Source organism: Tateyamaria sp., from assembly GCF_039940735.1.
In the GTDB taxonomy this organism is placed as follows: domain Bacteria; phylum Pseudomonadota; class Alphaproteobacteria; order Rhodobacterales; family Rhodobacteraceae; genus Tateyamaria.
Genome location: NZ_JBDVGB010000028.1, coordinates 1 through 20,060 on the forward strand (window position 1 = coordinate 1; position 20,060 = coordinate 20,060).

Consider the following 20,060-nt stretch of genomic DNA (forward strand, 5'->3'; position numbering starts at 1 on the left):
ATCCCAGCTGGGATGCGGCCCTCACTGCATTTTGGAGCTTGGCTTTGGCGTTCTCGCGGAAGATCCGCCGAAGGGCCGCGTTGTTGGGGCGCTACGCGGCAGGTGCCAATTCAGTCACAACTTTTGAGCTGTGTTCAAGCGAGCGGTGCACCGGGCAACGGTCTGCGATTTCAAGCAGGCGCGCGCGCTGTTCGTCATCCAGTTTGCCGTTTAAGCTGATGCGCCGTTTCCATTCGTCGATCTTATCGCCACTGCCGGTCCCGGCATCCTGTGCATGTACTTTGTTGTGACTGACATCGACGGACACATGGGCCAAGGGCCACTTCTTGCGCCGCGCGTACATTCGAATGGTCATCGACGTACAGGCGGCGAGCCCCGCGCTTAGCAAACCATAGGGAGACAGGCCCTGATTGGTGCCCCCATAGGCGCGCGGCTCATCCGCGAGGATGTGGTGGCGGGTGCCGTGGGTGATGTCTTGGAGGTAGCCGTTGGGATCTGCTTCGGAACTGCGCACCACACCTTCGGGCGCGCCAATGGGTGGGGCAGGCGGCTTGAGTGACAGATATTTTTTCGCCCATGTGGCGATGATATCAGCGGCGTATTCCGCGTGTTCGCCCCGTGTGATCAGGTGATCGGCATCATCAAGTGTTACAAAACTCTTGGGGTGCTTGGCGGCCTGAAAAATATGGCCTGCATTGTCGATGCTGACGATGTTGTCGCCAGGTGCGTGCAACACCATCAAAGCTGCGTGCAGATTGGCAATGGCTGGGCCGAGGACTTCGGATTTCACGTCATCAACAAACGTCTGACCGATGCGGAAGGGGCGGCCACCAAGGGTCACCTCTGCCTCGCCTTTTGCGGCGATCTCGGGCAGGGCTGACGCGAAATTATCGGTCACGTGGCCCGGATCAAACGGTGCACCAAGGGTTGCAACAGCCTTGATCTGTGGCAACTTTGATGTGGCCTTGAGGACGGCAGCGCCGCCAAGAGAGTGGCCGATCAAAAGCGCCGGGGGCATGTCGCGATCGTTCAGGTATTCGACTGCTTTTTCAAGGTCGTGCACGTTGGAAGTAAAAGATGTGTTGGCGAATTCCCCATCGCTGTGGCCAAGACCGGTAAAGTCAAAACGCAGTACGGCAATTCCAAGCGTTGTCAGGCGTGCAGCAATGCGGCGTGCGGCGGGAATGTCTTTGCTACAGGTAAAACAGTGGGCAAAGATGGCTGTGGCTAAATGTGGCCCTTCAGGCATATCAAGGCGCGCATCGAGCGTGCCGGCATGTCCCTCGAAAGAAATGCGGTCGGTTGGCATAGTTTAATCCTTTGGTTCTACGTTAAGGATGGTCTTTCGAGCTTTAGATGTGAAGGGGATGTAATATGGTGCACGCGGTTGTGTGAATGCGCGACTTTCCGCGCAAGAGACGGCATTCGCGACAAACCCCTTTATCTATGCACAAAACGCATTTTTCCATCGCTCAAGCGGGGGCGGGTGGTCAGCGCTTATATTTCAAAAGGCGTTTGTTGGACGTAAATTTGTCGGACGTTAAGTCGACAAATTAGATCGGTAACGTTCTGCGTGGTGTGACATTATTTTCATACAAATGTTGTTTTTGCCGCAAAAGGACTACTTTAGCAGCTTAATACTGACGTAACTTCGAAGGAAGAAAGCCGAGTATAAGGCGATCAAACCGCACGGGGCATGCGTGCGTAGAATTTTAATGTGTGAGTTTTTTCATAGCACAGAATGAAATTTAGATGGCTTCAATGCCAAATGCTGGATCAATAACGGGTTATTTGTTTGCTGACTTTTCGTTTGCGAATGAAAACAATCAATTGAATCCAGCTAAGAATGGACCCTTCAGCCTTCGGGGCAGCGCACAGGCGACGCTTATGGCAGGTGCAAAAACGATCGATATCAACGTTGACGATGGCGACGACGAATTCGATGACGGTTTTCAAGATTTTCCCAACGGTGGGGCGCTGAACCAGATTTTGCGCGATGATATCGACGCCGTCGATGCGTCTGGCAATGCAGTTACGGTGACGGCAGGCGCGGCGCTGGAAGTTGAATTCACATTGCGCGCGACCGCACCTGATGGAACCACTATTGATTTGCTTTTCGTGGCCGCAAGACCAAGGGAAAACCAAGGCAATCTGACAATGGTTGTGTCTACGGACCCGCTTGAACCCGGCGTCACCTTTGACATTACGTTCTTGAACGACGGCGGGGGAACAGCTTATGGCGAATTGGTCTGTTTTGCGCGGGGCACCTTGATCCGGATCACGCGCGGCGATGTCCCTGTTGAAATATTACAGGTCGACGATGCGGTGATGACGGCGGACGACGGGCCTCAACCCATTGTGTGGACGGCGCATCGCGCTGTTTTGTTCCCACGGCACGAAGACCAACCGGTGTGCATTGCGGCACACGCTTTTGGGGCCGATAATCCATACGCCGATACGCGCGTGTCTCCGCGCCACTGCATCCTGCGCGAAGAAGTATCTAACCAAATCCTGTTTGACGAAGACAGCGTGTTGATAGCCGCGCATGCTTGTGTTGACGGCAACCGGATCACCAAAGACACCAGCGCACAAGCGATCGAATACAATCACTTTATGATCCAAGGTCATGCCATCGTTTGGGCGAACCGGATGCCAACTGAATCGTTCTACCCGGGCAAAGTGGCCCGCCGGGCATTGGACCCAATGGCACATGCGCGCCTCGTCGCTTTATACCCAGAATTGTCAGACCCCGAAGCCGAAGCACCATTCCCGCGTGCCCGTATTCAGGTGCGTGGGTATGAACAACTGGTTGCGAGCGCAGGTTTTCCTTCGGACCCTGAAAAGACCGAAACCAAAGTCGACTGAAGATCCGATTTGATCCACGCCGATGCTCCTGTGTGTTCTGGCGTGGGGCCAACCCGGGTGAGGTCGGGCTATTTTTTACTTTGGGCTTTAACTTCGGCAGCGATCATCGCTTCGATTTGCGCTGTGATTTCACGATCGCTTTTTAACGCCTTTTCGGCTTGGGCGGCCAAGGCACTGGCGCTTTCGTTGCCCGTGGCCTGAGAAAACACGTTGTCGTAGCCTTTGGCCAACGCCAAATCCTGCACTTTGCCCATGATGCGAGTTGCCAGTGCCTCGCGGTGCACAGCGGTGATCACGCTTTTGGAATCAACCTTGCGAAAGCCCGCGACAATCATTTTGTGGCGCAAAATCAATGGGCTTTTGGCGGTCCATGTATCGTTAAAGCGGCCAAGGTTCTTACCCAACCCACCAAGAGCGGTTGCTTTCACAACGTCATCAAACAGCTTGTCGATCTCAGATTTGCTGGGTGGTTTGCCTTTTTTGATCCAACTTTCAACGCCCTTGGTCAATGCTTCTAGAATGGCCTTTGTGCCTTCTTCGCCCATGCCTTGAAGATAGCGAGCGGCAAAGTTGGCAGCGACGCCCTTGGGGATGAACGGAAACGCTTTGGTCAGCGCGGGGCCAAGCATTTTCATGGTGCGCGTCAGCAATGGCCCTTTGAATTTGATTTTGCCGCCACACCACCCCAGCACAAGTTCGCGCGCCATCGCATAGCCGGCCCGCCCAAGTGAACCTGATACGTTCACTTTCTGGCCCGAAATCTGTTTGCCCAAATCAGTGGCCAAGGATTCAATTCCAGCCACCGCCGTTTTGGACGCCAGATATGCCTTATCAGGGGGCAGCCGCGTGTAGGTCATCACCACGGGCACCGCGAGGATTTCAACAGCCGCAAACGAGGTCGATTTGACGACTTCAAGCGCGCCTTGGATCGCGCTGCCATTGCCATCCATTTTCTGAACATAGGCGCGGAATTCTTTGACAAAAGCGTTGATATCTCTTTCGGCCGTGCGCATCGCCTTGCAATACAACTGCAAGTCCTTTGAGCGCAGGCTGCGATCAAGTTCGTGGCGCGCGGTCAGGGCCTTGACCATCTTTTTGTCGTCTGGAAAATCGATGCGCCCGATGGCCATGATCGAGGCCTGCACAAGCGCCATCGCAATGTTGTTTTTCATCGTCGCCGTATCAAGATAGAATTGATAGCGATCCATTGTGTAATCAACTTGCGAGATCAGCTTGCGCGTCGCCGGTTCGATCTTTTTGAACAGTTTGGCGACAGCAGCTTTGTGGTCCTCGGGGGACAGCTCATAGGTCGTGCTGCCGATCTTGAACGTGACCATTTTCACGTTCGCGGCTTGCTTTTCTTGCGTCACATATTTTGGGGTCAAGGCCTTGCAAACCTTGTCACCGGGCATGACCACGCAGTCTTGATCTTTGATCCCAGCCTTTTTCTGCGCGCCGATGATGACCGCACTTAGCTTGGCGTCAAAACCGCCTTCGTCGGGTAATTTATAGCCATTCGCAATCAGCATCCGACGCAGAACGACAACGTCGGCGGGTTTGTTTTTGACCTGTTTTGCGTTGCCGGTTTTGCCAGGTTTCCCGACCGGTGCTTTTAGGTGCAGCGTGGCCAAAATAGGCCTCCTTGATCGTCAATTGTGTCGGTGTTCAAGTTTAGCCTATGCTCAAAACCATAGACTGAACGCCTGCGTATGGGCAATCAAATATCGTGATGGGGTCTTAGCCGCCCATCAGAGCCACATCGAAAGGATAGGTGGTTAGGTTCTCAAAGCCGTCTTCAGTCACCAACACTTGGTCTTCAAGTTTGATGGTGAAATCACCGCCAACTGCGCCCACGGCCGCCTCGACACACAGCACCATGCCGGGTTCTAACGCGTAATCAAATGCACCGGGCACGGCCTTGTCGGGATAAGCGACCAACGGCCATTCATCACACAGACCAACCCCGTGCATCAGGCAGCCATATTTTTGCGCTTGAAATTGATCATCCAGAACATGGGTGTTGGCCGTCAGTTCAGGAATGGTCACGCCGGGTTTGATCATTTCCATGTTGGTCATGATGTGCTCGTGGGCGTGCTGCATGGCATAGACCATGTCAGGAGGCGGTTTTTGGTCGCCAATCCACCACGAACGCGAAATGTCGATGCAGATGCCATATGATCCAATCAGATCGGTATCAAAGGATATGATCTCGTTTTGCTGACACACCCGTGGGCCACATTCCTGAAACCACGGATTGGTGCGCGGGCCTGACGACAGCAGGCGAGTTTCGATCCATTCGCCACCGCGTTTGATGTTTTCCGCATGCATAATGGCCCAAATGTCGTCTTCGCAGGTGGAACCGTCACCGACATTGGCGCGCGCGAAATCCTCCATTTTGCGCACCGTTGTTTCGCAAGCGTGGTTGGCGCAACGCATGGCAAGCAGTTCGTCCGGGCCTTTGATGGCGCGGGACTTTTCTGTGACCTCCTCGCCGTCCATGATTTCAAACCCTTGGGCTTGTAATGCGTGGGCGCCGTGCAGCATAATCTTGTCCACGGCCAGACGCTTGTGGCCGGGTGCGTGTTCTTCAAGCAGTTGTCGGACCTCATTGGAAAAGGCGTCGGCTTTGACGTCTGTTTTATCCCCGGTCGAGAAATAGAACATAGACGCACTGCCACGCACCTCGCGCACCAGCGGGTTAAAGCTGCTCAGGAAGGGCGCGTTTTTATAATCCCATATCACCATATACCCGTCGGCACAGACCAATACGGCACGGAACGGATTATGGGTGTTCCACAGCTGCATATTGGTGCTGTCGGTCGCGTAGCGGATGTTCAAAGGGTCAAACATCAACACACCGGCATAGCCACGATCCACAACGTGTTGGGTCAGGCGTTTCCAACGGTATTCGCGCATGGCCGCCAAGTTGGGCAGGGCAAGGCCCGCGGCCTGCCATTCGGCAAAGGCCGGTTCGGTCGGGCCGATTTCGATACGGTTGGCGTCATTGGGGGTGCCATCGCCAAGCTGTGCGCCGCGCGTGGGGTCAATCTTGCGGGTGTCGCGGTGGTGTTGGGGCATCGGTGTCCTCCCTTTGCTTAGCAGCGTGGCGCGGAATTTTGCGATGTGATTGCCGGTTTGCGACGCAGTTGGGCGTCGTTTTTAACGCAAATTGGGCTTTGCGGCCCGGCGGGGCTTGACCCGCTGGATGACGCGCGCGACGACAGGGAATGGCTGAAATGACCCTACACTCTGAGTTACCGGCGGACATGACCGACACCCGTGGGCTTCCGGGCGTACAACCCGAACACGGGCCATGGCTGCGCGTGGACGAGACATATGCAGCGCAAATGGCGCGCCGTATTGCGCTGCTGGATGATGTGCCGGAACAGGTGCTTTACCTTGAAACTGCGTCGCAGAACGCGGCGCAAGAATTGCTGCACGAAGCGTTGAACATCATGCCGACCCTCGGTTTTACAGTCGAAGGCGCGCAGGTCACTTGCCCGGATGGGCGTAAGGTGGACGTGTCGTCCACCACCCCGTTAGAGGCGTTGGGGCGCTGCTTGCAAAATGATTTTGTCATTTTGGAAAAGCGCGGCGACGAACATGTGTTTACGGGGGCTGTTTTGTGTTTCCCCGCATCATGGTCCTTGGCCGAAAAAGTCGGCCGGCCTTTGAGAGAAGTCCACATCCCGGTTGATGAATACACAGAAAATGTGGCGCGTCGCGTCCAACGTTTATTCGATGGAATTCAAGTCGGTCGCCCTTTGTGGCGTTTCAATCAACTTTGGTATCAAGACGCCGAATTGCATCAACCGCGCTCAGCCGCGGCACCGCTTCGGGTGGGATCAAACCTGCCAGATGGGCCCTTTTACCGATCCGAGCGGCAGACGCTGTTGCGCCTGCCCCTTAGTCGGGCGGTGATCTTTGTGATCCACACCTATGTGTTGGCACGCGCGGATGTGCCAGAATTGCGTTAGCCGCCGGCCCAAGCGTCATCGATGACCACATGGGGTTGTCCGTCGGACGTTTTGCGTGGCGAACGCCCCATCCCATCAACCGCACAGTTCACTTGGCTTCGCAGGTTTGAGAAATGCGCAGAGGTGACGACATCAATAGGGTGATCAAAGCGCAACGTCAGCCGATGCTGGGCAGCCCCAATACGACTGACAGATTTAATATGGCCTGCAAAACGATGCCCTAAGTAACGGCCATTGATACGTTGACCGGGCATGTAGGCCGGGCGCGGGCCTTCGCTGGCACGTGCGTGCAATGTGTTCCAGTCACGCGCGCCCCACTGTTTGGCCACTGCTTCAAGCGCTTGGGCGTGGGTGCAAGGCGTTCCTGCCTCGGAAAGTGACATACGCAGCCGTTTGGCTTGCGCTTTAAGGGCCGCGCGTGAGGGAAGGGGGATATCCATATCCGTCTCCTTGTTCGCGGTCGCGAAAGTTGCCTAAGCGGGTCTGCGCATTGCCGGGGCTGCGACCGGGGAAAGGATCGGTGCGTCAGGCTTCACCACATATGCGCAGGGCAGGGGCCTGAACCCTATGCGTCGTGAAATAGGGCGCGATTGTCTGTTTGGCAAGTGGAGAGGGGGCCAGCCCCCGGCCTGCGGCCCCCCCCCGGAGTTTTTTAAGCAAGATGAAGATGGATCATCCGTCGATGCGTGCGCCCATGATCGCGATGGCCTGCTGATAGACGGTCGCCGCGTTCCATTGTTTGATCACGGCGAAATTCGGTTGACCTTCTTGATAGCCTTTGCCGGGTTTCCACCCTTTTTGGCGCAGGAAATTGGCAGTTGAAGCCAACGCGTCGGTTTGATTGTAGAAATCCACGCGCCCGTCGCCGTTGGCGTCTACCCCAAACTTAAGCGCATTTCCTGGAAGAAATTGGGTGTGGCCCAATTCTCCGTGCTTGGCGCCTTTGGTGGCGCCCGTGATGGCGCCTTGATCCACAAGCTTCAGTGCACCAATGGCGTGTGGTTCAAAAAATTCCGAGCGGCGGCAGTCAAAGGTCAGCGTCACAATCGCCGAGACTACGGCGCTGTCACCCATGAAGCCACCAAAGGCGGTTTCCATGCCGTGGATGGCGATGATGACCCCTGCTGGCACGCCGTATTGCCGTTCGAGGGCAGCATAGAAATCAGGGTTGCGTGCTTTGCGTTTGCGCCCTTGGGCGACAATTGTGTCTGCGCCGCGGATTTGCATGAATTTGGACAGGGTATAACGAAAGGACTTTTGATTGCGATCTGCAGCAATGGTGCCATTCGCATAGCGCGCCTGCGCCAAAGCATCTAGCCCGCGTTGTTTGACGCCTGCGCGCTGCGCGTTCTTTGCAAAGTCCGTTTTCCAAACATCAAAGCCTGCGTTTGTGTCGCTGCATTGTGCGTGCGCGCCGGTGGCCAAAGCCATCAAAACGCCTGCGATCCACCCGCGATGTAAATTTGTTGTTGCTGTCATTTGCCCGACCTTTCACCAAAAAAACGTGGTGTAGGTTAACGCGTCTGGACAGTCAGACCCAAGCATTAACTTTCTAATAATCTTTATCCGAGGGTATTCAGCAAGATTTGTAGAGTCATAATAACCGAAACGGCGACGCCCACCCGAAGGCAAAACTGAGAAGTTGTCATAAAGGCCCTTTCTTTGACAGCGCAGTTTGGTTGGTTAACTTGCGTTCCTTGCATCATCTGAAGGCGATGCGTTGGCCGCAAGTAAGTAAATCCTTACCATTGCTGCGACGCGGCAACTTCGGCGGCAACTCGCCGAGTTAAGTGCGCCTAATCGTGCAGTCACCGACCATTTGCAGAAATTTGCGCAGCTATTGGTTGTGTTTTGCAGTTTTATGGATGCGTCAGTGAACGGGTGTTCGACGGCCTTGCGTTTATTCGGGGCGCCCTTAGGGGCTTTGTTTGTGTGACTTGAAACCGCAGTTGTCCCGTTCGTTTCCGACTGCTCAGTCTCTCGTCCAACTTTGCACATTTATGTCCGTCATTTGGCACGTCATGTTGTGCTGTTCTGTTCAAAATAGAGACACGTTTTGATGTGTCTAAGTCAGAAAAAAAGGGCGCCAGAGGGAGGCGCCCTTTCATGTTTAACTGCTTGGGAGGATTAGCAGCTGTAATACATGCCGAACTCAACCGGGTGAGGGGTGTGTTCGTAGTGTGTGATTTCTTCCATTTTCAGGTCGATGTAGCCTTCGATCTGGTCTTTGGTGAACACATCACCAGCAAGCAGGAAGTCCATGTCGGCTTTCAGCTCTTCCATCGCTTCGCGCAAGGAACCGCAGACAGTTGGGATGCCGGCCAGCTCTTCTGGTGGCAGGTCATACAGGTCTTTGTCGGAAGGTTCACCGGGGTGAATCTTGTTCTGGATACCGTCAAGGCCAGCCATCAAAAGTGCCGCAAAGCACAGGTATGGGTTGGCGGATGGATCTGGGAAACGGGCCTCAACGCGCTTGGCTTTGGGGCTTTCGGTCCATGGGATCCGTACACAACCCGACCGGTTGCGGGCAGAGTAGGCGCGCAGCACGGGTGCTTCAAAACCTGGGATCAGGCGTTTGTAGCTGTTGGTCGATGGGTTGGTGAAGGCGTTCAACGCTTTGGCGTGCTTCAGGATGCCGCCGATGAAGAACAAGGCTTCGTCGGACAGATCGGCGTATTTGTCGCCTGCGAACAGGGGCTTGCCGTCTTTCCAGATCGACATGTTCACGTGCATGCCGGTGCCGTTATCGCCCGCGATGGGTTTGGGCATGAAGGTGGCGGATTTGCCGTAAGCGTGGGCCACGTTGTGGATCACGTATTTGTATTTTTGCAGCTCGTCGGCTTGCTTGGTCAACGATCCAAAGATCAGACCCAATTCGTGCTGACAGGACGCCACTTCGTGGTGGTGCTTGTCGACCTTCATGCCAAGACGTTTCATGGTCGATAGCATTTCAGAACGCAGGTCGTGAGCTTCGTCTGTGGGGTTCACAGGGAAGTAGCCGCCCTTGACGCCGGGACGGTGACCCATGTTGCCCATTTCGTATTCTGTGTCCGTGTTCCAAGACGCATCTGACGCATCAACTTCGTAAGATACTTTGTTGATCGAATTGGAAAAACGCACGTCGTCGAACAGGAAAAATTCTGCTTCTGGACCCATGTAAGCAACGTCGCCGATGCCGGAGGATTTCAGGTAAGCTTCGGCTTTTTCGGCCGTGCCACGTGGGTCGCGATCATAGGCTTCGCCGGTGTCGGGCTCAACAACTGAACAGTGCACGCAGATTGTTTTTTCCGCATAAAACGGGTCAACATATGCGCTGGTTTCGTCAAGCATCAGCTTCATGTCGGAGGCTTCGATCGATTTCCAGCCCGCGATAGAGGAGCCGTCAAACATAAAGCCTTCTTCGATGAAATCGGCGTCGATTTGATCGGACATGACTGTCACGTGCTGCAGTTTGCCGCGTGGGTCGGTAAAGCGGATGTCGACGTATTCGGCGTCTTCAGCCTTGATCATATCCAGAAGTGGGTGAGCCATGTTCGGGAAGTCCTTCCTGTCTTTTCGATGTAGAGTTTAAAGCGCGTCTGAACCGGTTTCGCCGGTCCGGATGCGGATGGTTTGTTCAACGGGGGTGACGAAGATTTTGCCGTCACCAATTTTTTCGGTTTTGGCCGCGTCCACGATGGCAGCAATTGCTGCATCGACTTGATCGTCATCCAAAACAACTTCGACTTTCACTTTTGGAAGGAAGTCGACCACATACTCAGCGCCGCGATAAAGTTCGGTGTGACCTTTCTGACGGCCAAAGCCTTTGACTTCGATCACGGACAACCCTTGTACGCCGACCTCTTGCAAGGCCTCTTTGACTTCATCCAGCTTGAAGGGCTTGATGATGGCTTCGATCTTTTTCATGAGGTTGCCTCCGTTTGCGCTTTATTGCGGTTTTGAAGGATCACTTGCGCTGGAGAGGGTCTATGGTGTGTCGTGCACATTGCGCCTCGGCATGCTACTTTTGAGCTCAATTGCATGCAAATTATGCGAGATGCTCAAAAAGTAATCGAAATTGAATCGCGCAAAGTTGAGCCATGATGTCCCTGCTCGGACGCTCTTTGCCCGCGGCGTTATACGGAAACGCGGGCCGGATCAGGATCCGGCTTACTGTACGACCGTTTCTGTTTTGTGCTTTGGGTCGGATTTAACCGGTATGACGTGGCGTGCAGGTATTTCTTGCCCCGGCTAATTCGCCGGGGACATGACTTAGGTGGCGTTTGTCACAGATGTTGAGAAGACGGCGCGTCTATGCCGCCATGCTTGCCATCGCCATCGCGGGCACGGACAACTCCAACCCATCGGCGTAAATGACGTAGGGCGCATGAAATCCAAGCCGCACGAGTGTCATGTCGCGTTGGCCTAATGATGTGATGTATTCATCATCGATAAGGCATCCTGCGGGCATGACCGCTTGTGCTGCACCGCGCATCGCTTTGGCGCGCCAGTCGCGCACCAGCACCATTTGGGCGGCGGGCACCATGACGTGATGTGAGGGTTTGGTATCGCCAAGTGATCCGGCGGAGATTTTCACCGCCTCGTCGCGCACCCGCACGCTTTCAATGGCGCTGAGCGGCACAAGACCGGCATTGCGCGTAATTATGCGATCTCCGGGCGAGAGGTACTCGACCGGCAATTCGCCATCGGCTGTCATCAGGAGTGTGCCGGACACAAGTCCGACGTGGCATATCTCTGTGCGCAACGGGGGCATTCGCCCGCTCAATTCGCGCCCGACCGTATTCGGTTTCATGGCGTCTCTCTTTGCTTTTTCAACCTGCCTCTAGGTTAAAGCCATGATAGTTCAAGATTTCCTTAATGTCGCCCGGCCTAGTCGTACAGTTTTTTCACCTGTTGCACGGATACCTCTCGCATCCTTCGAAACACTTTGCTAAAGGGGCGTTAATGCGGGTGTGGCGGAATTGGTAGACGCACCAGATTTAGGTTCTGGCGCCTATGGCGTGGGGGTTCGAGTCCCTTCACCCGCACCACATTCCCTTTACACATAACATTCCCTTTACACATAAAAGGAATATCCGTCTTGTCCGTTGCGTACGGGGAGCAATTGTTCTGAAAAAACAATGAGTGCTTCGACGGATTTAGATTGCCGCATTCTACCTGCGCCACTCTATCCCTCTGATTTCAAAGATAACCCTTGCATATAGGGCTTCAAATCCGTTTGAAGGTCGCACTTGTGGTTGCAAACGAGGTGCGGACTTGGCCGGAATTCGACACTCATGAAAGCATTTGTTCCCTTAACAAGCCCCCTTCGGCGCGTAACCAATTGGTGGCGGGCGGGGCAACATGTTGTGCGCCTTATTGATGAAAAGAACCTTGGCCTGATTGCAGCGGGTGTTGCGTTTTATGCAATTCTTGCGGTTTTTCCAGGACTTGCGGCCACGATTGCGCTGTGGGGGATTGTGGGGGACCCGGGTCTTGCGTTGGCACAGTTGGAAGAGTTTCAGGCGATCATTCCAAACGATGTCTACCGTCTGTTGGCTGCGCAGTTGGGCAAGCTGGCCACGACAGACGGGCTGACGCTGGGGTGGGCGTCTGTGCTGTCGTTTGGGTTTGCGCTGTGGTCATCGCGGGCCGGTGTCGCGGCGTTGATGCGCGGGCTGAACGCGATCTATGACGCGCCGAACCGATCCGGGGTGTCGCATTACCTGCGCGCATTGCTTTTGACGGGCAGTTTAATCGGGGTTCTTCTGGTGGCAATGGCGTGCATTGTCGTGCTGCCGATCATTCTGGCTTTTTTCCCGTTGGGGCCTTTGGCGGGGTTCGGGGTCGAAGTTGTGCGATGGGTTGTTGGCATTGGGGTGTTGTTGGTTGGCTTTGCATTGATTTATCGACTGGGGCCGAACCTTGAAGGGCAGCGGGTCAAATTGATGTCGCCGGGCGCGATATTTGCGTCTTTTGGTTGGGTCATGGCGTCTGTCGGATTTTCGATCTATCTGCGCAATTTTGGAACCTATAACGAGGTTTACGGATCGATCGGCGCGGTGATTGTCATGTTGATGTGGCTGTTTATCAGCGCCTATCTGGTGCTTTTGGGGGGTGCATTGAATGCAGAGCTTGCCCGCGCGCGTCAGGCCGAACAGGTTATCCCAGAACCACCAACCACACCCACGCTGTGAACACCGAGGCGGCCGTTGCCACCAACACCGAAGACGCCGCGACACGGCGCGCGCGCCCATACATATTGGCAAAGATATAGCCGTTTACACCCGGTGCCATCGCGGCCGTCAGAACGCCGGGGTTAAAGATATCTTTGGGTACGGAGAGTGCGCTGCCCAACGTCCATGTGATGGCCGGGTGTACCACCAGCGAAACGGCGCAGATCATCGCGATCACACGCGCATCGCCTTCGGGTTTGTACTGAATCAACACGCCACCAAGCGCAAACAACGCAGTGGGAAGCGCGGCGCGGATGACCAGATCAAGGGCGTCTTTCAGTACATATGGGATTGTTAGGCCTGTAAGGTTCACGATGAACCCTGCAAAAATGGCCAACACCAAGGCGTTGCGAAACATCGCCCGCGCCACGCCGCGTGCCATCACCAGCGGGGACTGGCCGCGATTGCGTGCGATCTCCATCGCCGTGATGCCAAGGCCGTAGCAAAAAGGCGAATGGAACGCGATGATCGAAAACGCCCCGGCCAGTGCGTCGGCCCCATAGGCGCGTTCGTTGATGGCAAGGCCTAACAGGACAGAATTGGAAAACAGGCAGCAAAAGCCGATGGCGACCGCGTCTTCCCAGTCGCGCTTGAACACAAAGCGTGCGCCAAACAATCCCAGAAAGAACCCAACCGTGGCGCCCGTATAGAAGCTGAATAATAGGCGGGGGTTTATGCTGACGCTTAGGTCCAGGTTCACGATAGCCATAAACAAAAGGCACGGAATCGCGAAGTGTTGGCTGAATTTCATCAACGCGTCGACGCCAGAGACCGGGAAAAATCCGCGCCACACAGCCACATAACCGAACCCGATTACCAGAAAGACCGGCAGGATAACATCTAGAAGGGCTTGCATGGGTCAGGCCTTGGTCAGTGCCGAGAGTGCGGGAGCCTCCGGCGGGAGTTTATTTGGCAAGATGAAGTTGGATCACGGTGCCGCTGTGCTGAATGTCATGCCGTCATAGGCGGGTTCGACGTGGTCCGGGGTTTCTGCGCGCACAGTTTCATAATCCAGATCTAGGTGCATGTTGGTTAAGATGCCCCGCTTGGGGTTGGCGCGCGCGATCCATTCGAGCGTGTTGGACAGGTGGCTGTGTGTCGGGTGCGGATCGCGGCGCAATGCGTCGACGATCCAGATGTCGAGGTCTTTCAAAGCCTCCCATGCGGGGGCGGGGATGTCGGATACGTCTGGCAAATAAGCAACATTGGCAATGCGAAAGCCAAGCGCATCTATGTTGCCATGGCCGACCTGGAAGGGGGTCAGTGTTATGTCGCCGCCCGGGCCTGAAACGGTACAGGGGCCGTCCAGTAGGTTGAGGTCCAGTATGGGCGGATAGGAAGATCCTTGAGGTTGTACAAACACATAGGCAAAGCGCGCCAGAAGGTCTTCTTTGGTTGGAGTGTCGGCCCAAACTGGCAAGCGCGCGCGCATGTTGAACACGATCATGCGCAAATCATCTATGCCGTGCACATGATCTGCATGCGCATGGGTATAAACTACCCCGTCTAGCCGTCCGACATTGGCGTTTAGCAGCTGGTTGCGCACATCTGGTGATGTGTCGATTAGCACTGTTGTTGTGCCTTCGGCCCCGTGTCGTTCTACCAACAACGAACAACGCTGGCGGCGGTTTTTGGGATTGGCAGGATCACACGCCCCCCACAACCCACCAAGGCGCGGAACGCCACCGGACGAGCCGCAGCCGAGAACGGTGAAGGTGAGGGTGTCGCTCATGCGCTCACTTTGTACGCGGCGGCTTTGGAGAACAAGCGTTCGAAGTTCTTTTGCGTCTGTGCCGCAAAATCGGCGTAGTCCATGGCGAAGACTTCCGCCCCTTTGCGTGCCGTGTGGGCTGTATATGCGGGTTCGTTTCGTTTTCCACGGTATGGGGGCGGCGCAAGGTAGGGCGCGTCGGTTTCCACAAGAATGCGGTCTACGGGGGCTGTCGCAAAGATGTCGCGCACCTCTTGGGATTTGGGGAAGGTCGCGATGCCGGACATGGATAAGTAAAAGCCAAGGTCCAGTGCCGCGTGCGCAAGGGCGGCACTTGAGGAAAAGCAGTGCATCACGCAGGAATACGCGCCTTGCTTGTGTTCTTCGGCCAGAATGCGCGCCATGTCGTCGTCAGCGGCGCGGGCATGGATGATCAGTGGCAGCCCAGTTTGACGTGCGGCATCGATATGGATGCGCAGGGATTTTTTTTGAATATCAGCGCTTTCGGCGGTGTAGTGATAATCAAGGCCGGTCTCCCCGATCCCGACAAATTTGGGGTGATCGGCCAGCGCGATCAGCTCATCCGTGCTGGCAAGCGGTTCGCTTGCGGCACTCATTGGGTGGGTTCCGGCCGCGTAAAAGACCGGCGCGTGGGCTTCGGCGATGGCGCGCACTTGCGGTTCAAGGCGCAGTTTGGTGCAGATAGTAACCATGCGCGTAACGCCAACCTCGGCGGCGTTGGCGACGATTTGGTCAAGTTGCCCTTCGAAATCGGGGAAATCGAGGTGGCAATGGCTGTCGGTTATGTTTGGGGTCATCTGGGGCTTGCCGTGGCTGAGAGTTTGAACAGGGTATCAAGAACCAGCGCGCCAGCGTCAAGGTTCACCGCGCGCCCGTGCCGTGCACGTTCGAGCGTGGTTTGCGCTGTATCGGCCCAGGCGCGCGCTTGGGCGGGGTGTGCCGCAAGGCGGGCAAAGGTGGCGGCCTCGTTTGGGGCGGCTTCAATCGCAGGGGGGTGCCCGGCACCTGTGCGGGCAAGGCGGGCAAGGGCGATATCGATCAAAGTATAAAGCAGATCCAGCCGCGTTTCAGCGCCGCGCGCGCTTGCGGCTTCGGCGAGTGCAAGGGCGCGAGGCCGGTCGAGGTTCGGCATGGTGTCCAAGAGCGCGATAATTTCGTTGTATATTTTTAAACCGTCCAGCAGGGCAAGGCGCAGGGCTTCGCCAACTGAACCTGCGCTGAGTTCAGCGAGGGCGGCGGCTTGCGCGCCGGGGTCTACGCCTGCTTGAGCCATGGCTTGTGCCATTTGATCCCCATTCAAAGCGCCAAGCCTTAATGTGCGGCAGCGCGAACGGATTGTGGGCAACAGGCGACTGGGTTGGTGGCAGATCAACAAAAGTGTTGTGCGGGCCGGGGGCTCTTCGAGCATTTTGAGAAGAGCATTGGCGGCGTTTACGTTCATTTCGTCTGCGGCGTCGATGATCACCACACGCCGTCCGCCATCTGTGGCCGACAGCTGGAAGAACGCGGCCATATCGCGCACATCATCCACAACAATCTGGTCGCGCAGCTTTTTAGTCTTTTCGTTGACGGTGCGGTGCACAGATTTGAGGCCCGGTTCAGCACCGGCGGCGATGCGTCGAGCGATGGGGTGATCTTCGGCGACGTTTAGTGAGGTTGGCGCTGGCGCGCCGAACATATCGTCGGGATCAAGGTCTGGAGTGGTTAAAAGAAAGCGTGCGATGCGCCAAGCCAGCGTCGCTTTGCCCACGCCGCGCGGGCCAGTGATCAGCCAAGCGTGATGTAAGCGTCCAGAATTGAACGCGTCCAGAAAAGCCGCCTGAGCGCTGTCTTGACCGATCAATTCGGGTGTTTCGCGCGGGTGCGGGGCGCCCTCAATGCGGGTGGGATCATTCACGTCATCGGCCATAAAGGAGATGTAGCATTGGTGCGGCGCGGGGGAAATGGGGTCGGGTCAATTGGTTGGTTGGATTGGGGTTTTATAAGGGGCTTTGCCCCACGGCCTTTGGCCGTTCCCCAGAGTATTTTGGAACAATGAATTAGAGCGCTTGAAACAGCCGCGTTTTAAGACGCGAGGTGATCTGTGACAGTCTGTGTCACGTCTTGGGCGACCGCATCCATGTCGCGTGCGCCATCAATGACGGTAAAGCGGTGCGCGAATTCTTTGGCCAGCGCCAAAAAACCTGCGCGCATCGCGATTTGTAGGTCTGTGCCAAAGTCTTCGAACCGTTCTTCGCTGCCTTGACGGCCCTTGGCGCGCGCAAGACCTTCGACCGGATCCATGTCGATCAGCAGTGTTAGGTCTGGTTCGCGCCCGATCATTAGGCTGTGCAAAGCATCGACAGAAGCGCGCAGATCACCGCGGCTGAGGCCTTGATACATGCGCGTGCTGTCGGCGAAACGATCACAGATCACGATTTTGCCACTCGCAAGGGCAGGGAGGATCAGCCGTTCCAGATGGTCGCGCCGTGCGGCGGTGAACAATAAAAGTTCGGTTTCGGCTGACCAGCGGTCTGGATCGCCTTGTAGGACAAGCGCGCGGATTTCCTCGGCCCCGGCGCTGCCACCGGGTTCACGCGTCAGGATGACGTCATGGCCTTGACCCCGCAGATGATCCGCAAGCAGGCGCGCTTGAGTGGATTTCCCCGAACCATCGATGCCTTCAAAGCTGATAAAGTGGCCGGTTGCCGTCACGCGCCACTTTCCGGTGTGGCTGGACCGCGGATTGCTTCAAACAGTGACATAGCCGCGGTTGAGACTTTGGCCAGAAAGCCGCCATGTGCCACGTCACTTTCCGCCACAAGGGGAATGCGTTGTTCTGGCAGGCCTTCGGGTTGTAAGACCAATTCAGCCAGTTGTGTTCCAGCGGTGACCGGGGCTTGAATTGGGCCGGTATAAACGACGTCAGCGCTTACTTTTGCGCCAGTCAGTATAGGTAAAAGAACGCTGATATTTTCGACAGGAACAAGACCCACTTCGGGTTCAGACCCTTCCCAGACTTTGGCCGTTGCGATGCGTTCGCCGCCTGTTGCGATGGTGCGCTGTGCAAACTGGCGGAAGGCCCAGTTAACGACCGCTTCGGATTCTTCGGCGCGGGCAGCAGCGCTATCCATGCCCGAAAGTACAAAAATCACACGACGATCGCCCTGTTTGGCGGACCCTGTCAGCCCATAACCGGCTTCTTGAGTGTGGCCTGTTTTCAGGCCATCGGCGCCGATGCCCAGACCCAAAAGAGGGTTTCTGTTCCGCCGGTTAGAGGATTCGTTGGGGTCGAATAGGAATTCTTTTTCCGAGAACATCGGGTAGTATTCTGGAAAGTCGTCCAGCAAGTGTTTTGCCAAAAGGCCAAGATCCCGCATCGACATGCGGTGGCCAGCGGCAGGCCATCCGCTGGAATTGGCAAAGGTGGAATTGGTCATTCCCAATTCTTGCGCGCGGCGCGTCATCAAACGGGCAAAACCGCCCTCGGTGCCGTCGGGGCTAAGCGCCTCGGCGATCACAACGCAGGCGTCGTTTCCGGACAAAACGATGATGCCACGCAGCAGATCCTCGACTTTCACCCGCTCGCCCGTGCGTAAGAACAAGGTCGATCCACCAAAACTATTTGCGTGGGCCGATACAACCAATTCGTCCGTCATGGACAGCTGGCCACGCTCGATCGCCTCGAACGCAAGAAAAAGCGTCATCAACTTGGACATGGATGCGGGGGGCAAAGGTGTGTCCGCATTCTTGTTCAGCAGGACCGTCCCCGTCGTGTGATCGATCACAAAAGCCGATGTCGCGCGCGTCTCAAAGGCGTGCAAGGGCAGGGCAGCTGGGATCAGCAGGGCGGCAACGGCGAGAATGCGGATCACGTGGTGGGTACTCCTGTAGCAGATCAGTTGGACACAGCGTAGGCGTCAGTGAACCCTTCGTTTTTGACCTTAGTCAGCAATTGCGCACGGTCACCGCTGGTGGCGGCAGGGCCGACAACAACGCGCCAAAAGGTCTTACCGTCGCGTTCAAAGTTATTCACGGTAGGTATGATGCCCGCGCTGCGCATTTGTTTGGCGGTGCGGTCAGCGTTTTCCTGAACCGAGAAGATGCCGATTTGGATGAATGGCTTGGACAAGGACGAGGCCACCGCGCGGGTTGGAGCCGCTGCGGCAACAGGTGTTGCGGTCGCGGTTGCTGCGGGCTGAATGCCGGGGGCGGATGCGTCAATGGCGGCCGCCGCACTTTGGAGCGGGTCCAACGTGCTTGAGGTGACTTCAGACGGGGCGGCAACACCTTCGACGTCGAGCGGAGCGATGTCTTCGACCGCTTCGGCCACTTCTTCCTTACGAAGGGCTGTGACATTCAAATCCGCAGGCGCACCGGCCAACATGCCAAGCGCTTCGGCTGCGTCCGAGCTGATTTGCAAGCGCGGCCCGGGGATGTCGCGTTCGCGGCGAAACAAAGCGCCGACGACGAATTTGTCGTTGGTTGCGTTGCGGATGATGACGCGTTCGGGTTCGGTTACGTCAGGGTGTGCCACCCAAACGCCACCAAGCGAGGGGCGTCCGTCCCATAGGCCCGCTTCGCTGGCGGAAAAGACGTCCGGCGCTTCAACGTCGCGTTCAACCGTTTTGGATGCGCGTCCGGCGACGGGGGTGCCTTCGACCGTTGTATTGGGTTTGAACACCTGCTTGGCGACAAACTGTCCGCTTTCGTCACAGCCAGCCAATACCCCAAGGGCGGCGACGGCGAGAACGCTGTTGCGAAGATGAAAACGTGTGATGGTTCTGCTCATGGACCAAGTCCTTGCCTGCTGTTGCCTGTATGGCCGATTTTCGACCGCATGCCGTTATCGGCACATGTTTGCGCCCCGCTGAGCGGGATCTTGCAGGCACCATAGCGCCGTTTGTACGTTCTGAAAAGCATAGCATTCACCAATCGGCAATTTTCCCCAAGGCGTGAGGTATTTGCCGAATCAGAAAAGGCACTTTAAAGCGTCCCCAACGGAGATTTGGCAGAGTGGTCGAATGCGGCGGTCTTGAAAACCGTTGGGCGTGAGAGCGTCCCCAGGGTTCGAATCCCTGAGTCTCCGCCATCTCAACCTAATTAATATGTTCTTTATCAATTGGTTAGGTGGCTTTGCGCATCAAGCATCCCCCATTTCACCCACCATTTGGAATTTGATTGTCTCCTTGAGTTTTCTTTCAGCACTGAGAACAAGACGGTGAAGATCGCTCAATTGTCACAACAAAATGAAAAAGCCGCCCCGAAGGGCGGCTTTGTTGTTTCAAAGGC

Annotated in this window: 18 protein-coding genes and 2 tRNA genes; 5 read left to right on the forward strand and 15 right to left on the reverse strand. The window is 56.0% G+C overall.

Annotated features, from left to right (window positions below):
- Positions 1–91 precede the first annotated feature (91 nt).
- On the reverse strand, positions 92–1,309 hold the full coding sequence (locus ABJF76_RS05080; RefSeq protein ID WP_413819394.1) for an alpha/beta fold hydrolase: 1,218 nt from the start codon (positions 1,307–1,309) through the stop codon (positions 92–94).
- Positions 1,310–1,887: 578 nt separating this feature from the next.
- Between ABJF76_RS05080 and ABJF76_RS05085 the strand changes: the two genes are divergently transcribed.
- Positions 1,888–2,865 (forward strand): Hint domain-containing protein, encoded by a 978-nt coding sequence (locus ABJF76_RS05085; protein ID WP_413819393.1) that lies wholly within the window; start codon positions 1,888–1,890, stop codon positions 2,863–2,865.
- Positions 2,866–2,933: 68 nt separating this feature from the next.
- Here ABJF76_RS05085 and ABJF76_RS05090 read toward each other — a convergent pair whose 3' ends face one another.
- Both ABJF76_RS05090 and dddP read right to left on the reverse strand, forming a co-directional pair.
- On the reverse strand, positions 2,934–4,496 hold the full coding sequence (locus ABJF76_RS05090) for a hypothetical protein (RefSeq protein WP_413819392.1): 1,563 nt from the start codon (positions 4,494–4,496) through the stop codon (positions 2,934–2,936).
- 106 nt (positions 4,497–4,602) lie between these two features.
- Entirely contained in the window at positions 4,603–5,943 is a 1,341-nt protein-coding gene (dddP, locus tag ABJF76_RS05095; protein ID WP_413819391.1) for a dimethylsulfonioproprionate lyase DddP, read from the reverse strand.
- A gap of 158 nt (positions 5,944–6,101) precedes the next feature.
- Between dddP and ABJF76_RS05100 the strand changes: the two genes are divergently transcribed.
- Positions 6,102–6,842 carry a heme-dependent oxidative N-demethylase family protein gene (locus tag ABJF76_RS05100; protein WP_413819390.1) on the forward strand — a complete coding sequence of 247 codons (741 nt, stop codon included), beginning with the start codon at positions 6,102–6,104 and terminating at the stop codon, positions 6,840–6,842.
- Here the strand turns inward: ABJF76_RS05100 and ABJF76_RS05105 are convergent.
- The 5 genes from ABJF76_RS05105 to ABJF76_RS05125 all read right to left on the reverse strand — a co-directional run bounded on the left by ABJF76_RS05105 (position 6,839) and on the right by ABJF76_RS05125 (position 11,634).
- Entirely contained in the window at positions 6,839–7,282 is a 444-nt protein-coding gene (locus ABJF76_RS05105; protein ID WP_413819389.1) for a glyoxalase superfamily protein, read from the reverse strand. The two genes, ABJF76_RS05100 and ABJF76_RS05105, sit on opposite strands and share 4 nt — an antisense overlap.
- Before the next feature lie 232 nt (positions 7,283–7,514).
- A complete protein-coding gene (locus tag ABJF76_RS05110; RefSeq protein WP_413819541.1) occupies positions 7,515–8,273 on the reverse strand; it encodes a lytic murein transglycosylase in 759 nt (252 codons plus the stop codon).
- A 696-nt stretch (positions 8,274–8,969) separates the two neighbouring features.
- A complete protein-coding gene (gene glnA / locus ABJF76_RS05115) occupies positions 8,970–10,373 on the reverse strand; it encodes a type I glutamate--ammonia ligase (protein ID WP_413819388.1) in 1,404 nt (467 codons plus the stop codon).
- 36 nt (positions 10,374–10,409) lie between these two features.
- Positions 10,410–10,748, reverse strand: a complete 339-nt coding sequence (locus ABJF76_RS05120) for a P-II family nitrogen regulator (protein ID WP_299733141.1) — start codon at positions 10,746–10,748, stop codon at positions 10,410–10,412.
- Positions 10,749–11,133: 385 nt separating this feature from the next.
- Entirely contained in the window at positions 11,134–11,634 is a 501-nt protein-coding gene (locus ABJF76_RS05125; protein WP_413819387.1) for a Hint domain-containing protein, read from the reverse strand.
- A gap of 154 nt (positions 11,635–11,788) precedes the next feature.
- Between ABJF76_RS05125 and ABJF76_RS05130 the strand changes: the two genes are divergently transcribed.
- Together ABJF76_RS05130 and ABJF76_RS05135 are read left to right on the forward strand one after the other, a co-directional pair.
- A tRNA-Leu gene (locus ABJF76_RS05130) sits at positions 11,789–11,872 on the forward strand.
- A gap of 318 nt (positions 11,873–12,190) precedes the next feature.
- Complete coding sequence (locus ABJF76_RS05135; protein ID WP_413819386.1) at positions 12,191–13,018, forward strand: YihY/virulence factor BrkB family protein; 828 nt, start codon at positions 12,191–12,193, stop codon at positions 13,016–13,018.
- On the opposite strand, the gene ABJF76_RS05140 is transcribed toward ABJF76_RS05135, so the two are convergent.
- The 7 genes from ABJF76_RS05140 to ABJF76_RS05170 all read right to left on the reverse strand — a co-directional run bounded on the left by ABJF76_RS05140 (position 12,984) and on the right by ABJF76_RS05170 (position 19,560).
- Entirely contained in the window at positions 12,984–13,913 is a 930-nt protein-coding gene (locus ABJF76_RS05140) for an AEC family transporter (protein ID WP_413819385.1), read from the reverse strand. The genes ABJF76_RS05135 and ABJF76_RS05140 overlap by 35 nt on opposite strands.
- Positions 13,914–13,985: 72 nt before the next feature.
- A complete protein-coding gene (locus ABJF76_RS05145; RefSeq protein ID WP_413819384.1) occupies positions 13,986–14,789 on the reverse strand; it encodes an MBL fold metallo-hydrolase in 804 nt (267 codons plus the stop codon).
- Positions 14,786–15,586: a TatD family hydrolase gene (locus ABJF76_RS05150; protein ID WP_413819383.1), complete on the reverse strand. Its 801-nt coding sequence runs from the start codon at positions 15,584–15,586 to the stop codon at positions 14,786–14,788. The genes ABJF76_RS05145 and ABJF76_RS05150 overlap by 4 nt, the downstream gene beginning before the upstream one ends.
- The gene (locus tag ABJF76_RS05155) at positions 15,583–16,698 is read right to left on the reverse strand and encodes a DNA polymerase III subunit delta' (protein WP_413819382.1); all 1,116 of its coding nucleotides are present in this window, start codon (positions 16,696–16,698) and stop codon (positions 15,583–15,585) included. The genes ABJF76_RS05150 and ABJF76_RS05155 overlap by 4 nt, the downstream gene beginning before the upstream one ends.
- A gap of 155 nt (positions 16,699–16,853) precedes the next feature.
- Positions 16,854–17,483, reverse strand: coding sequence for a dTMP kinase (gene tmk / locus ABJF76_RS05160; RefSeq protein WP_413819381.1), 630 nt, complete (start codon positions 17,481–17,483; stop codon positions 16,854–16,856).
- The gene (locus ABJF76_RS05165) at positions 17,480–18,643 is read right to left on the reverse strand and encodes a D-alanyl-D-alanine carboxypeptidase family protein (protein ID WP_413819380.1); all 1,164 of its coding nucleotides are present in this window, start codon (positions 18,641–18,643) and stop codon (positions 17,480–17,482) included. The genes tmk and ABJF76_RS05165 overlap by 4 nt, the downstream gene beginning before the upstream one ends.
- Before the next feature lie 23 nt (positions 18,644–18,666).
- On the reverse strand, positions 18,667–19,560 hold the full coding sequence (locus ABJF76_RS05170) for an SPOR domain-containing protein (RefSeq protein ID WP_413819379.1): 894 nt from the start codon (positions 19,558–19,560) through the stop codon (positions 18,667–18,669).
- 210 nt (positions 19,561–19,770) lie between these two features.
- Here ABJF76_RS05170 and ABJF76_RS05175 point away from each other — a divergent pair.
- Positions 19,771–19,860 (forward strand) — tRNA-Ser (locus tag ABJF76_RS05175).
- Positions 19,861–20,060 lie beyond the last annotated feature (200 nt).

Excerpts from the sequence above, each read along its gene's own strand:
- ABJF76_RS05080 (WP_413819394.1), bottom strand. The coding sequence starts at position 1,309 with ATGCCAACCGACCGCATTTCTTTCGAGGGACATGCCGGCACGCTCGAT.
- ABJF76_RS05085 (WP_413819393.1), top strand. The coding sequence starts at position 1,888 with ATGGCAGGTGCAAAAACGATCGATATCAACGTTGACGATGGCGACGAC.
- dddP (WP_413819391.1), bottom strand. The coding sequence starts at position 5,943 with ATGCCCCAACACCACCGCGACACCCGCAAGATTGACCCCACGCGCGGC.
- ABJF76_RS05100 (WP_413819390.1), top strand. The coding sequence starts at position 6,102 with ATGACCCTACACTCTGAGTTACCGGCGGACATGACCGACACCCGTGGG.
- ABJF76_RS05105 (WP_413819389.1), bottom strand. The coding sequence starts at position 7,282 with ATGGATATCCCCCTTCCCTCACGCGCGGCCCTTAAAGCGCAAGCCAAA.
- ABJF76_RS05110 (WP_413819541.1), bottom strand. The coding sequence starts at position 8,273 with ATGGCTTTGGCCACCGGCGCGCACGCACAATGCAGCGACACAAACGCA.
- glnA (WP_413819388.1), bottom strand. The coding sequence starts at position 10,373 with ATGGCTCACCCACTTCTGGATATGATCAAGGCTGAAGACGCCGAATAC.
- ABJF76_RS05120 (WP_299733141.1), bottom strand. The coding sequence starts at position 10,748 with ATGAAAAAGATCGAAGCCATCATCAAGCCCTTCAAGCTGGATGAAGTC.
- ABJF76_RS05125 (WP_413819387.1), bottom strand. The coding sequence starts at position 11,634 with ATGAAACCGAATACGGTCGGGCGCGAATTGAGCGGGCGAATGCCCCCG.
- ABJF76_RS05140 (WP_413819385.1), bottom strand. The coding sequence starts at position 13,913 with ATGCAAGCCCTTCTAGATGTTATCCTGCCGGTCTTTCTGGTAATCGGG.
- ABJF76_RS05145 (WP_413819384.1), bottom strand. The coding sequence starts at position 14,789 with ATGAGCGACACCCTCACCTTCACCGTTCTCGGCTGCGGCTCGTCCGGT.
- ABJF76_RS05150 (WP_413819383.1), bottom strand. The coding sequence starts at position 15,586 with ATGACCCCAAACATAACCGACAGCCATTGCCACCTCGATTTCCCCGAT.
- ABJF76_RS05155 (WP_413819382.1), bottom strand. The coding sequence starts at position 16,698 with ATGGCCGATGACGTGAATGATCCCACCCGCATTGAGGGCGCCCCGCAC.
- ABJF76_RS05170 (WP_413819379.1), bottom strand. The coding sequence starts at position 19,560 with ATGAGCAGAACCATCACACGTTTTCATCTTCGCAACAGCGTTCTCGCC.